Here is a 12,079-nt window from a genome sequence, read left to right as displayed (position 1 = left end):
CCGCCTCAGAACAGGCTGCCTTGCCCCTCGGGCGGTGTTTTCGCCTTGGGTTTCGGCGCGGGGGTCCCCGCGACCGGCCCCGACAAATCCAACCGCCCATCGGCAAATTCGATTTCCAAGGCCACAGCCCCAGCCGCCGCCTTGCGCGTGGTCACAACCGCGCCATCACCGCGCACCACCGCATAGCCGCGCCTCAGGGTCGCCTTGTATCCCAGCGTCTCGCGCAGCCGGTCCAATGCCGCCAGCCGATCCTGCCAGCCCCGCACCTGCCGCCCTGCTGCATCCGAGAACCGCAGCGTCAACCGGTCGAGATCGCGCCGCTTCTGCGCAATGTCACGGTTCAGCGCATGCACATTCAGCCGCGCCGCCGTACTCTCTAACCGCCGCCGATCCCCCTCGACCGCACGCCGCAAGAGTGCCGGGCGCAGCGCCCCCGCCGTTTCGGACAGCCGCACCCGCCGGCTCTGCACCGAGCGGATCAGCGCGGCAGGCAGCCGCTCGCCCAAGGCGTCCATCCGTTGGCGCGGCCCATCAAGCAACATCTCTGGACGTGGCAAGGCCCGCGCCAGATCGCGCAACCGCTGAGCGCGCAGGCCCACCCCCTGACTCAGCGCATGGCTCAGCCGCGCGCCCTGCCCCTCGACCCAAGCCAAGAGGTCCAACCGCACCGGCACCGCCAGTTCTGCCGCCGCCGTCGGCGTGGGCGCGCGCTTGTCAGAGGCAAAATCAATCAGCGTCGTGTCGGTCTCATGGCCCACGGCGGAAATCAGCGGGATCACACTCTCCGCTGCAGCCCGCACCACGATTTCCTCGTTGAAGCCCCAAAGATCCTCAACCGATCCCCCGCCCCGCGCCACGATGATGAGGTCAGGACGCGGCAGCGCGCCGCCGGGCGTCATCGCATTGAACCCCCGGATCGCCCGCGCCACCTCACCCGCGCATTTGTCGCCCTGCACGGCGACCGGCCAGATCAGCACCTTGCGCGGAAACCTGTCCCGCAACCGGTGCAGAATGTCGCGGATCACGGCCCCTGAGGGAGAGGTGACGACCCCGATCACATCCGGCAGATAAGGCAACGGCTGCTTGCGCTCTGGCGCAAATAACCCCTCCGCGGCCAATGCCGCCTTGCGCTTTTCCAGCATCGCCATCAGCGCGCCCATGCCCGCCGGTTTCAGATCCTCGATGATGATCTGATAACGCGATTGGCCGGGGAATGTGGTCAGACGGCCCGTCGCCACCACTTCCATGCCCTCTTCCGGCTGCACCGCCAAACGCGCGGCAACCCCTTTCCAGATGATCCCGGCCAATACCGCGCTGTCATCCTTCAAATCGAGATAGATATGCCCCGACCTTGGCCGAGAAATTCGCCCCAACTCGCCGCGCACCCGCACATGAGAAAACTCACCCTCGATCATCCGCTTGATCGCCCCCGACAGGTCAGAGACGGAAAACTCCGGGGCATTGCCGCCCTCTTGGGGATCGTCGATCAGATCGGACATGCGCGCGCGCCTCCTGCCTTGTGTCTGTCTGCCCGCCACCTTAGAACGCAGGCCAACCAAGGCCAAGCAGGAGTTGCCCGCCATGAACATTCTCATCCTCGGATCAGGCGGACGTGAACATGCCCTCGCATGGGCAGTGCTGCAAAACCCCAAATGCGACCGGCTGATCGTGGCCCCCGGCAACGCGGGCATCGCGGAAATCGCCGAATGCGCCAGCCTCGATATTCTCGACGGCGGCGCGCTCGCCGGGTTCTGCGAGGCCGAAGCGATTGACTTCGTGATCATCGGCCCCGAGGCCCCCTTGGCCGCAGGCGTGGCCGACCGGCTGCGCGAGGCCGGATTGCTGGTCTTTGGCCCCTCCGCTGCCGCCGCACGGCTCGAGGCCTCCAAGAGCTTTACCAAATCCATCTGTGACGCGGCAAACGCCCCCACCGCCGCCTATGCCCATTTCACCGACCTCGCCGCCGCCCGCGCCTATGTCGAGGCTCAGGGCGCTCCCATCGTGATCAAGGCCGACGGATTGGCCGCAGGCAAAGGCGTGATCGTGGCAATGACCATGGCAGAGGCGCTCGCCGCCCTTGACGACATGTTCAGCGGCGAATTCGGCATCGCCGGGGCAGAGGTCGTGATCGAAGAATTCATGGAGGGCGAAGAGGCCAGCTTCTTTGTGCTCTGCGACGGAGAAACCGCCCTTCCCATCGGCACGGCGCAGGACCACAAGCGCGTGGGCGAAGGCGACACCGGCCCCAATACCGGCGGCATGGGGGCCTATTCCCCCGCCCCGGTGATGACCGACGCGGTGACGGCCAAGGCGCTGGATCAGATCGTCCGCCCTACTTTACGCGAAATGGCGCGGCGCGGCACCCCCTATCAAGGCGTGCTCTTTGTTGGACTGATGATCAAGGACGGCATGCCACGGCTGGTCGAATACAATTGCCGCTTTGGCGATCCCGAATGTCAGGTGCTGATGATGCGTTTGGGCGCGCAGGCGCTCGACCTCATGCTTGCAACCGCTGAGGGGCGGCTCGATGAGATGTCCGTCAATTGGGCCGATGATCACGCCCTCACGGTGGTTCTGGCCGCACAGGGCTATCCCGGCGCTTATGAAAAAGGCAGCGTGATCAAGGGGCTGGATACCTGCCCCGAGGACAGCTTTCACATGGTTTTTCATGCTGGCACCACGCGCGTGGGCCCGCAGATCACCGCCACCGGTGGCCGCGTTCTGGCCGCCACTGCACGCGGCACCACCCTGCGCGACGCCGCAAATCGGGCCTATGCCATGGTGGACCGGATCGACTGGCCAGAGGGGTTTTGCCGCCGCGACATCGGCTGGCGTGCGCTCTGAGGCGCAGGCAGGTGGGGGCCCTGCCCCCACACCCCCGAGGTATTTAAGGCCAGATGAAATTCAACTGAGCCGCATCCGCGCCGCGTGTCTCAGATCTGTTTTTCCGGCATCTGAACAACCAGACCATCCAGCGCATCCGTCACCTTGATCTGACAGGTCAGGCGCGAGCGTTCGGGATCAGGCTGATAGGCAAAATCAAGCATATCCTCTTCCATATCATCCTTGGCAGGCAGCTTCTCTACCCACGTCGGATCGACATAGACATGACAGGTTGAACAGGCGCAGGCCCCGCCGCAATCGGCCTCAATGCCCGGAATATTATTGTCGCGCGCGCCTTCCATCACGGTCAGGCCATTGGCGACCTCGACCTCGTGCCGCGTGCCATTATGCTCGATATAGGTGATTTTAGCCATGTTTGGGCTTACTCCATTGCGTCGCTATCGCTCAACTACCTAATCAAGCCTCCCGGCTGAGACCAGCCCAATTTGTACCCGTCAGAAAAGATTTGCGACCTGTTCAGCCGTTCAGCGACGCAGCAATCCTTGCAGCCGCCCTAGAAACGACGGCGCATCCCCCTCAGGCTTGGAACGCAACATGGAGGACGCCACCCTGCCAGACAGACAATCCACGGCCCTCTCCGACAGAGACACCCAATCCTCTTCTGCGTCCGGTCCGAGTGCGTCAAATGGCGCCCGCCCTCCCAAAAACGACGCCGCCAGCGCCGCATTGGACGCGGAACAGCGGTCCAGCAAATCGCGCCGTGCCGCCGGGCTCAGAACCCCCAAGTCCTGCCCCGAACGCCCCTCCGCTGCCGATTCTGTAAAGAATTGCGCAAGCAGCGGCGCAATCTCCACAGGCCCAAGACCCTGCGCGAGCAGCGCCGCCTTGATGTGCCGGGCGGCCTCGATCATCGCGGCAGGCGGGCTTACATTCTGGCGCGGGACATGCAAATCGCCCTCTGGCTGCGGCAGGTCGATCACCTCCAGAAATCTTTGGACGGCATAATCATGCGGCTGCGACGGGTTGAGCGGCACGACGGTCATGCGATCTCGCCCCACCTGCCCGGCCCAATTCGACAGCAATCGATGATAATCCAGCGTCCCCCGTGACAGGCGCATCTGCAGCAGCTTGTCAAACCCCTCGACCCAAGCGGTTCGCCCCTTGACGTGTTGTTTGAAATCACTCTCGATCCACAGGTCCTGCCGTTTGAGATAGACCAGTACCCGCAGGTCATAACCATGTTGCCCGACCGCATCGCGCAGAGGGGCAAACCCATCCTCTCGCCCCAGATCAAACAGGATCTCACTGCTCAGCAGCACATCCCGCCGCGAGCGCAGAAAGTACCGCAAATACTCGGTCAGCCGGTCCAAATCCTTGGCCGCGCAAAGCGCCGCCAATTGCGCGGCGTTGCCCTGATTGCGCGTGCGATCATCGGGATGGCGCTCATAAACCTGCCCCTGCGCGCCCAGCCAACCGGCCCGCTCGGCAAGGAAACTCTGGATCGTCGTCGTCGCGCATTTCGGCATGCCGACATGAAAGGTAACAACGGGCATGAGCACGCGCCTGTGGTCTGAGAGCAAATCAGGGCCGCCACCAACCGCAGCCGCCCGACGCCCTTATAACACGCCCGTATCCGAGCGACAGGGGCGGGGCGCATCGCTGAACGCACAGGCCTGTCTATCCCTCGTAAAGACATCCGCAACCCACGGGAATTTCGTAAAAACTGGGAGTAATTCGCGGCAAGAGTCGTTCTTTTGCCACGGTCCTGACGCCAACGCGCCCCCGCGGGGCGGTGGAGTGGCGCTCAGACCACAGCGGCTGCCCCTGCCAGAACAGCCCCCAACCGCAAGAACGGAGCCCGGAATATGAAACCCATCCTGTCGCTTATCACGGCCATCACACTCGGGCTCACCGGGGTCGCCACCGCGGATATCTCAAGGCAAATTGGCCGCGCCAGCCAGATCAAGGTTGAAAAAATCAGCGTGATGCCGCCGCTTAGCCATCAGGGCCAGTGGTGGACCCACCCCTCGGGCTGCGAATATTCCCGCGCGGGACGACCGGGGGAAACCGTCTGGTATCTCATCATCAACACCGCACGGCCCGGCTGTCCGAGCTATATTTCGGTGAGCGGTCGCAGCGACGTCTATTGACCGCGTGCGCTCAGTCCTGCGCCGACAGCACAGGTGTCATGTGGATCAGCGTGGGGCGGTCAGCCCTCAGCGCCGCCAGCACCGCCTCTTGCAGCTCTGCAGCGCTCTGCGGTGCCACCGCATGCGCGCCGTAAGCCCGCGCCAGAGCACAGAAATCCGGATTATGCGCCTTGACCGCATTGGGCGCGATCTGCGCGCGCACCATGCTGTCCTCGATCTCTTTCAGCTTGGTGTTGTCCCAGATCAGAATCGGCAGCGGTAATCCCTGCTCTACCGCCGTGCCCAACTCCTGAACCGTATACTGAAATCCGTAATCCCCTGCGATGCACACCGTGGGCTTGCCACGCCGCGCCATCGCCCCGCCAATCGCGGCAGGCAACGCATAGCCCAGCGTGCCAAAGCCGGTGGGATGGTGCCAATGACCGGGACGCTCCATCGGCCAGACCTCCTGGGCGACATAGGCAAATTGCGTCATGTCGGAATAGATCATGGTGTCCTCGGGCAAGGCCGCCCGCAGCAGATCACAAATGCTGGCGATACCGGGGCGTTCGGCATCGCTTTCTGCCCGCCAGCGGGCGCGCGCGGATGTGATCTCCTCTGGCCGCCAGCCCGCGCTGCGCGTGAGATCATGCTCCAAGAGCGCCCGCGCCAATGCGCCTGCGTCGGCCAGTATGCGTTGGCTACCCGCCACAGCCCCGCCCAGCACGCGCGCATCGATATCCACCCGGATAAGCGGCGCGCGATGCCCCAGCTCCGCGCGCCAGAGATCATTTTGCGACAGCTCACTGCCCACGACCAGCAGCAGATCAGCCTCAGCAATGACCGACGCGCTGTCGGGGCGCGCCAGATAGGCCCCGAAATCAAGCGGCGCGCCCGCCGCCATGATCCCGCGCCCGGCGTAGGTGGTGAATGTCGCAGCCCCCAGCCGCGTGGCAATCTCGCGCCAATCCGCAGCGCTCTTGACCGCACCGCCACCCAGGATGATCAGCGGCTTTTTTGAATGGTTCAGCGCCGTGGCGATTTCGGCTACCCCCTCGGTTGTCAACGCAGGGGTTCGGGCTAAGGACACTGCGTCGGGCGCCGCCTCGGCCAATCCTTCCAGCACCGCGATCGGCACTTGAATATGCCGGGGCCGGCCCCGCTGCGTCGCGAATTCCGTCAGCGCCCGGTCAATCAGCCGGTAAGCGCTTGTGGCATCGCGCGCCTCTTCGCTCCATTCGCAGACACAGGCGGCTGCTGCACGCTGATCGCGCATCTGGTGCAACTGGCCCTGCTGCGCCGCAGCTTCGTCCAGACACGAGGACAACACCAGCACCGGCACGCTGTCCGACCACGCCTGCCCCAGCGGCGTGAGGATATTGCACAACCCCGGCCCGGTGATCACATAGGCCACCCCCGGCCTGCCACTGGCCCGTGCATAGCCGTCGGCCATAAAGCCCGCCCCCTGTTCGTGCCGCGCCAGAACATGGGTGATCCCGGCCTCCTCAATGCCACGGTACATTTCCTGATTATGCACGCCCGGAATACCAAAGATCACTTCGATCCCGCGCGCTTTCAACATATGGCTGATCTGCGCCCCCAAGGGCGCCATTGCACGAAAATCTGCGGATTTCTCAGCCATGTCAGGCTCCTTTTCAGGTCACGGGGGTCAGGGCCGCCAGAACGACGGCAGGATAAGCACGATCACGGCCAGAATCTCCAGCCGTCCCATCAACATGGCAAGGATCATCAACGCCTTGGCCCCGTCCGGAAAAGCCAAGAGCGATCCGGTCGGCCCCACACTCGCGCCAAAGGCGGGACCAACGTTGAAAATCGCGGTCCATGCCCCGGTCACCGATTCAATGAAACTCAACCCGGTCAGTTCCAGTGCGACCGAGAAAATCCCGAGCGACAGGATATACATTGTAAAGAGCAGCATCACCGATTGCAGCACCTCATCCTCAACCTTCCGCCCCTCGTGGCGCAGGATCATCACGCTGGACGGGTTGAAAATGCGCCGCGCCTGCTGTCCCAGCGCGCGCAACATCAGCTGGTAGCGGAAAATCTTGATTGAACAGCCGGTAGAGCCGGTGCAGCCCCCGATCGCCCCAACCACGATCAGCACCACAAACGGGAAATTTCCCCAAGCTGTCACATCGCCGTCGCCAAACCCGGTGCCGGAGAAAATCGAGACCACGTTGAACAGCCGCTCACGCAGGCTTTCTTCGGTGATCCGACCATTCATCACCAGATCATAGCCCGCCACCAGAAGAAACGCATAGCCCAGCCAGCGCAGATAGGTGCGCACCTGCGTATCCTGAAAGAGCGGACCAATATTGCCATGAACCCCCTGCATCATCCGAACAAACGGCAGGCTCGCAAGGATCATGAACAGAACGCAGGCATATTGCGGCGCGCCCGGAAACCTTCCGAATGATTCGTCATAAGAGGAAAAGCCGCCGGTCGATACAGTGGTCAGCGCGTGAACCGTCGCATCAAACGCCCCCATCCCCAAGATCAGAAAGGTCAGCGTACAGACCGCCGTCAGCCCCAGATAGACGTTGAGTACACCCTTTGAGATATCGAGGGTGCGCGGCAAGGCCTTGCCAAAGGTGTCAAACCCCTCGGCGCGAAAGAACTGCATGCCCCCCACCCGCATCTCTGGCAAAAACACCAACGCCACGATGACAATCCCCAGACCGCCCAGCCATTGCAGGATGCCCCGCCACAAGAGCAGGCCCTTGGGAAGATCATCCAGCCCGGCAATCATTGTGGCCCCGGTGGTCGTAACGCCGGACATCGCTTCGAAAAAGGCGTCAATGAACCCCAATTTCGTTTCGCCCAGCATGAACGGCAGCGCGCCAAAGAGCGGCAGCGCCACCCAAACCAATGTGGTCAGCAAAAAGGCCTGCTGGATGCTCAGCCCCTGCCCCATGGAATTTTTACAAGCCAGCGCCACCAGCCCGCCCGTGATACAGGTCACGATCATGCTCTCGGCAAAGACCGGCCAATGCTCGCGCCCCTCGGCGATATCCACCAACAGCGGCAGCGCCATGGTCAGGCCCATGGCCATGACCATCAGGCCAACAAGATATCCCACGGGTCGCATATCGAACATGAGGCGCAGACTTGGCCGTTGGTGTTGAGACTGTCAAGCTGGATCAACACCAACAGGTCAGGCTCATTCGGTCAACATGTCCTCGAATACAAAAGCCGGGATATCGGCGCGTTTCAGGCCCATGCTGGCCAGTTCGGAATCGTTGAGGCTCTGGAGATGCGCCACGCTTGGCAGCCGCTGGCGCGCCAACAGATAACCATTCATTCCGGCGGCCCGTTCCGCCAGAAAAAGATCCAGATCGCGGCGCCAGTGGGCGGGCATGAAACGGGGCGTCAGGTCGGTCTCGGCCATAGGGGTCCCTTTCTTGGATTGAATAGGTTCCCTCCCTGCGATCACGATACCGCAACGGGCTGCAAAAATCGCCTGCCTGTTGCACTGTCACCCAGAGTGTTGCTGCAATGCAGCATATCCCATCCGACGGATGTCACCCGATGCCTTGCTCTTTACGCTTTACGGCTTGGCTGTCGGATCGCGCCGCATGTCTGCATGCAGTGCGCGACCGCGTTTCACGCCCTCACGCGCGCCCACAACCTCAAGCCACCGCGCGAAATGCGGTTTATCCGCAAGCGTCTGTTGCTGCCCCTCCCAGAGCGAGCACCACCCCCAGAGCGACATATCTGCTATGGAATAGAAATCGCCCGCGACATACTCATTCCGGGCCAATTGCCGGTCCAAAACGCCGTAAAGGCGCGCAACCTCACCGCGGTAGCGGTCCTTGGCATAGGGGATGTCCTCGGGGGCAAATTTCAGAAAGTGATGCGCCTGTCCCGCCATTGGCCCGACGCCGCCCATTTGCCACATGAGCCATTGCTCGACGGCGATGCGGTCGCGTGCACTCTGACCATAAAACTGCCCGGTCTTGCGTGCGAGATAGAGCAGGATAGCACCAGATTCGAAGATATGGATCGGTGCGCCATCCGGCCCATCGGGATCAGTGATCGCGGGGATGCGATTGTTGGGCGAGATTGCAAGGAATGCCGGGGCATGTTGATCGCCCGCGCCAATATCAATCAGATGGCAGCGATACGGCAGACCCATTTCCTCAAGTGCGATGGATATTTTCCAGCCATTGGGGGTGGGCCAGAAATAGAGGTCAATGGGGTCAGTCATCTGTCACTCTCCTTGGCGTTATCTGCGGGCAGAATGCCGGTTTGCGCCCCGTTGGCAAGGGTAGGCGTATCTCTGACAGGGTGACGGTGTACGACAGGCGGCGCTCAAACCCCTCAAGACGGCCAATCCGCGCCGAGATCAGATCCCCCCGCAGGCGGCACCCGGCCATTGGCACCACGGTCACATGGGACAATGGCAGGCCCGTCACCCCGCCAAATATAGTGTTTGTGGGGTATCTGGCGCATATGCCGCTCTGGTGACGCCTGCGTGAAACATACGCGACAGTGTTGACGCAGGCGGCGCGCAGGAGTAATGCGCGTCTGTGGCGATTTGTTACCGGATTGCGGGCCACGTTAAACAAACCGCTAAAGAGGTCAGGATGAAAGGCCCCTTTCGCTTGACCGCGACGGGGCTTTTTTTCATGGGCGAAGCGGCCCGGAGGACAAAGATGAGCGAGACTTGGAAAAAACGCACCAAACTGGTGCATAGTGGCACACGGCGCAGCCAGTATAACGAGGTGAGCGAGGCGATTTTCCTCACCCAAGGGTTCGTCTACGACACCGCTGAGGACGCCGAAGCCCGCTTTATCAAGGCGGGCGCGGATGAGTTCATTTATGCCCGTTACGGCAACCCTACCGTGGCAATGTTCGAAGAGCGCATCGCGGCGCTGGAGGGGGCCGAGGACGCCTTTGCCACCGCAAGCGGCATGGCGGCGGTCTCGGGCGCGCTGACCTCGATGTTGCGGGCGGGCGATCATGTGGTGTCGGCGCGTGCGCTCTTTGGGTCGTGCCTCTATGTGCTAGAGGAAATTCTGACCCGGTTCGGGGTTGAGGTAACCTTTGTAGATGGAACTGACATCGAACAATGGCGCGCAGCGATCCGCCCCGGCACCAAGGCGGTCTTCTTCGAGACGATCTCGAACCCCGCGCTCGATGTGGTAGACATCCGCGCTGTGGCGGAATTGGCGCATGCGGCGGGCGCGCTGGTGCTCGTGGACAATGTCTTTGCGACGCCGGTGTTTTCCCGGGCGATTGAGCAGGGCGCGGATGTGGTGGTCTATTCGGCAACCAAGCATATCGACGGACAGGGCCGCACGCTGGGCGGTGTGATCCTTGGCACGCGTGAATTTATTCGCGGCACGGTCGAGCCTTACATGAAACACACTGGCGGCTCGATGTCGCCCTTCACAGCTTGGGTCATGCTCAAGGGCTTGGAAACCATCGACCTGCGGGTGCGGGCGCAGGCAACAAGCGCGCAGGCAATTGCCGAGGCCTTGCAGGGCGATGCGCGTCTGGCGCGGGTGGTCTATCCGGGGCTGCCCGACCATCCGCAGCACGATCTGGTGCGCGCGCAGATGGGCGCGGGCGGAACGGTTCTGGCACTCGACATCAAGGGCGGGCAAGAGGCGGCCTTCCGTTTCCTCAACGCGCTGGAGATCGTCATCATCTCGAACAATCTGGGCGATGCGAAATCCATCGTGACCCATCCCGCCACCACCACGCATCAACGACTGCCTGCGGATCAAAAGGCGACGCTTGGCATCACGCCGGGGCTTGTGCGGCTGAGCATTGGTCTGGAAGATACCGACGATCTCATCGACGACATCCGCAAGGCGCTGAACGCCACAGCCTGAGAGGACAGGTTTTCCAGCCATTTTCGGGGTTTGAATGATCCGCTTTGCCGCTTTTAACGTAGATCGCTACGATAATAGAAATTCCTGCCGTTATGATGTATGCAAAAATCTGGCAGAGCGGATAAGGAAGTTTTGCGATGAATGTGCATCCGTCTGAGATAAAGCCTGCCCCGGATCGGGACGAGGCCAAAGAAGCGTTGGCGCTGCTGCGCGACTGGGCGCGCGCCGCGTCGCCAGAAGAAGTGGCCGATCTCGACCCCGCTATTGCACGGCTCCTGCCCTCGGGCGAGGTGGCGAACTATCCAACTCTGGCGCGCGCTTATCCTGAGGGTTTCGCGACCGATCCTGCCTATCTCGCCACACTGCCCGATTTGCAGAATGGTCCGGCCTCACTCATTCGCGGCAGCAAGCAGCAGTTGCAGCATGTGGGAATTTCCAATTTCCGCCTGCCAATTCGCTATCACACCCGCGGCAACGGCGATCTGACCTTGGAGACCTCTGTCACCGGCACCGTCAGCCTTGATGCGGGCAAGAAGGGCATCAACATGTCCCGGATTATGCGCAGTTTTTACAAACATGCCGAAAAGACATTCAGCGCCGAGGTCATGGAAGCGGCGCTGAACGATTACATCTCCGATCTCGACTCGGTCGATGCGCGGCTGCAAATGTGCCTGTCCTACCCGGCCAAGGTGCGGTCGCTGCGATCCGGACTGGAGGGGTTTCAGTATTATGACATCGCGATGGAACTGATCGAAACAGACGGGATCAAGCGCAAGTTCATGCATCTCGACTATGTTTATTCCTCAACCTGCCCCTGTTCGCTGGAACTCAGCGAGCATGCGCGATCTGCGCGCGGTCAACTGGCTACGCCTCATTCACAGCGCTCGGTCGCGCGGATTTCGGTCGAACGGGCCAATACTGACTGCCTGTGGTTCGAGGATCTGATTGAATTGGCGCGTCGTGCCGTCCCAACCGAGACCCAAGTCATGGTCAAGCGCGAAGACGAGCAGGCTTTTGCCGAGTTGAACGCCGCCAACCCGATCTTTGTCGAGGATGCAGCCCGGCTCTTTTGCGAGCAGTTGCTGGCCGACCCGCGCATCGGGGATTTCCGTGTGGTCGCCAGCCATCAAGAAAGCCTGCACAGCCACGACGCGGTCAGCGTTCTGACCGAGGGCGAAACCTTTGCCGCCCAAAGTCTCGATCCCAAACTGTTTCAAACCTTAATTCACGGGCGATAAGTTCGAA

Annotated in this window: 11 protein-coding genes and 1 riboswitch; of the genes, 4 read left to right on the top strand and 7 right to left on the bottom strand. The window is 62.0% G+C overall.

The features are described 5' to 3' along the window. Positions 1 to 5: 5 nt before the first annotated feature. The gene (xseA, locus tag ACN0SW_RS11655; RefSeq protein WP_417728101.1) at positions 6 to 1,499 is read right to left on the bottom strand and encodes an exodeoxyribonuclease VII large subunit; all 1,494 of its coding nucleotides are present in this window, start codon (positions 1,497 to 1,499) and stop codon (positions 6 to 8) included. Positions 1,500 to 1,581: 82 nt separating this feature from the next. Between xseA and purD the strand changes: the two genes are divergently transcribed. Then, a complete protein-coding gene (purD, locus tag ACN0SW_RS11650) occupies positions 1,582 to 2,844 on the top strand; it encodes a phosphoribosylamine--glycine ligase (RefSeq protein ID WP_417728100.1) in 1,263 nt (420 codons plus the stop codon). Positions 2,845 to 2,933: 89 nt separating this feature from the next. Here purD and ACN0SW_RS11645 read toward each other — a convergent pair whose 3' ends face one another. Next, the gene (locus tag ACN0SW_RS11645; RefSeq protein WP_417728099.1) at positions 2,934 to 3,257 is read right to left on the bottom strand and encodes a 2Fe-2S iron-sulfur cluster-binding protein; all 324 of its coding nucleotides are present in this window, start codon (positions 3,255 to 3,257) and stop codon (positions 2,934 to 2,936) included. Positions 3,258 to 3,368: 111 nt separating this feature from the next. Next, positions 3,369 to 4,397, bottom strand: a complete 1,029-nt coding sequence (locus ACN0SW_RS11640) for a hypothetical protein (protein WP_417728098.1) — start codon at positions 4,395 to 4,397, stop codon at positions 3,369 to 3,371. A 312-nt stretch (positions 4,398 to 4,709) separates the two neighbouring features. On the opposite strand from ACN0SW_RS11640, the gene ACN0SW_RS11635 reads away from it, so the two are divergent. Further along, positions 4,710 to 4,994 (top strand): hypothetical protein, encoded by a 285-nt coding sequence (locus ACN0SW_RS11635; protein ID WP_417728097.1) that lies wholly within the window; start codon positions 4,710 to 4,712, stop codon positions 4,992 to 4,994. 10 nt (positions 4,995 to 5,004) lie between these two features. On the opposite strand, the gene ACN0SW_RS11630 is transcribed toward ACN0SW_RS11635, so the two are convergent. The 4 genes from ACN0SW_RS11630 to ACN0SW_RS11615 all read right to left on the bottom strand — a co-directional run bounded on the left by ACN0SW_RS11630 (position 5,005) and on the right by ACN0SW_RS11615 (position 9,201). Further along, positions 5,005 to 6,615 (bottom strand): 5-guanidino-2-oxopentanoate decarboxylase, encoded by a 1,611-nt coding sequence (locus ACN0SW_RS11630; RefSeq protein WP_417728096.1) that lies wholly within the window; start codon positions 6,613 to 6,615, stop codon positions 5,005 to 5,007. 27 nt (positions 6,616 to 6,642) lie between these two features. Next, the gene (locus ACN0SW_RS11625) at positions 6,643 to 8,091 is read right to left on the bottom strand and encodes a TrkH family potassium uptake protein (RefSeq protein WP_417728095.1); all 1,449 of its coding nucleotides are present in this window, start codon (positions 8,089 to 8,091) and stop codon (positions 6,643 to 6,645) included. Between the two features lie 63 nt (positions 8,092 to 8,154). Beyond that, entirely contained in the window at positions 8,155 to 8,382 is a 228-nt protein-coding gene (locus tag ACN0SW_RS11620; protein ID WP_417728094.1) for a DUF1127 domain-containing protein, read from the bottom strand. Between the two features lie 159 nt (positions 8,383 to 8,541). Continuing rightward, the gene (locus tag ACN0SW_RS11615) at positions 8,542 to 9,201 is read right to left on the bottom strand and encodes a glutathione S-transferase N-terminal domain-containing protein (protein ID WP_417728093.1); all 660 of its coding nucleotides are present in this window, start codon (positions 9,199 to 9,201) and stop codon (positions 8,542 to 8,544) included. Between the two features lie 312 nt (positions 9,202 to 9,513). Continuing rightward, a riboswitch (SAM riboswitch) is annotated at positions 9,514 to 9,591 on the top strand. A gap of 58 nt (positions 9,592 to 9,649) precedes the next feature. On the opposite strand from ACN0SW_RS11615, the gene metZ reads away from it, so the two are divergent. Then, a complete protein-coding gene (gene metZ / locus ACN0SW_RS11610) occupies positions 9,650 to 10,834 on the top strand; it encodes an O-succinylhomoserine sulfhydrylase (RefSeq protein WP_417728092.1) in 1,185 nt (394 codons plus the stop codon). A 137-nt stretch (positions 10,835 to 10,971) separates the two neighbouring features. Continuing rightward, entirely contained in the window at positions 10,972 to 12,072 is a 1,101-nt protein-coding gene (gene folE2 / locus ACN0SW_RS11605) for a GTP cyclohydrolase FolE2 (protein ID WP_417728091.1), read from the top strand. The last annotated feature ends 7 nt before the right edge of the window (positions 12,073 to 12,079 follow it).

It is taken from the genome of Roseovarius sp. (assembly GCF_048262375.1).
Classification (GTDB): domain Bacteria; phylum Pseudomonadota; class Alphaproteobacteria; order Rhodobacterales; family Rhodobacteraceae; genus Roseovarius.
Note: the sequence above shows the minus strand (reverse complement) of the source record. Positions and strands in the feature narration are given on the sequence as shown.

What these genes read in the sequence shown, in the direction of transcription:
- purD (WP_417728100.1), top strand. Translation starts at nt 1,582, where the DNA reads ATGAACATTCTCATCCTCGGATCAGGCGGACGTGAACATGCCCTCGCA.
- ACN0SW_RS11630 (WP_417728096.1), bottom strand. Translation starts at nt 6,615, where the DNA reads ATGGCTGAGAAATCCGCAGATTTTCGTGCAATGGCGCCCTTGGGGGCG.
- ACN0SW_RS11640 (WP_417728098.1), bottom strand. Translation starts at nt 4,397, where the DNA reads ATGCCCGTTGTTACCTTTCATGTCGGCATGCCGAAATGCGCGACGACG.
- ACN0SW_RS11645 (WP_417728099.1), bottom strand. Translation starts at nt 3,257, where the DNA reads ATGGCTAAAATCACCTATATCGAGCATAATGGCACGCGGCACGAGGTC.
- ACN0SW_RS11615 (WP_417728093.1), bottom strand. Translation starts at nt 9,201, where the DNA reads ATGACTGACCCCATTGACCTCTATTTCTGGCCCACCCCCAATGGCTGG.
- metZ (WP_417728092.1), top strand. Translation starts at nt 9,650, where the DNA reads ATGAGCGAGACTTGGAAAAAACGCACCAAACTGGTGCATAGTGGCACA.
- xseA (WP_417728101.1), bottom strand. Translation starts at nt 1,499, where the DNA reads ATGTCCGATCTGATCGACGATCCCCAAGAGGGCGGCAATGCCCCGGAG.
- ACN0SW_RS11620 (WP_417728094.1), bottom strand. Translation starts at nt 8,382, where the DNA reads ATGGCCGAGACCGACCTGACGCCCCGTTTCATGCCCGCCCACTGGCGC.
- folE2 (WP_417728091.1), top strand. Translation starts at nt 10,972, where the DNA reads ATGAATGTGCATCCGTCTGAGATAAAGCCTGCCCCGGATCGGGACGAG.
- ACN0SW_RS11635 (WP_417728097.1), top strand. Translation starts at nt 4,710, where the DNA reads ATGAAACCCATCCTGTCGCTTATCACGGCCATCACACTCGGGCTCACC.
- ACN0SW_RS11625 (WP_417728095.1), bottom strand. Translation starts at nt 8,091, where the DNA reads ATGTTCGATATGCGACCCGTGGGATATCTTGTTGGCCTGATGGTCATG.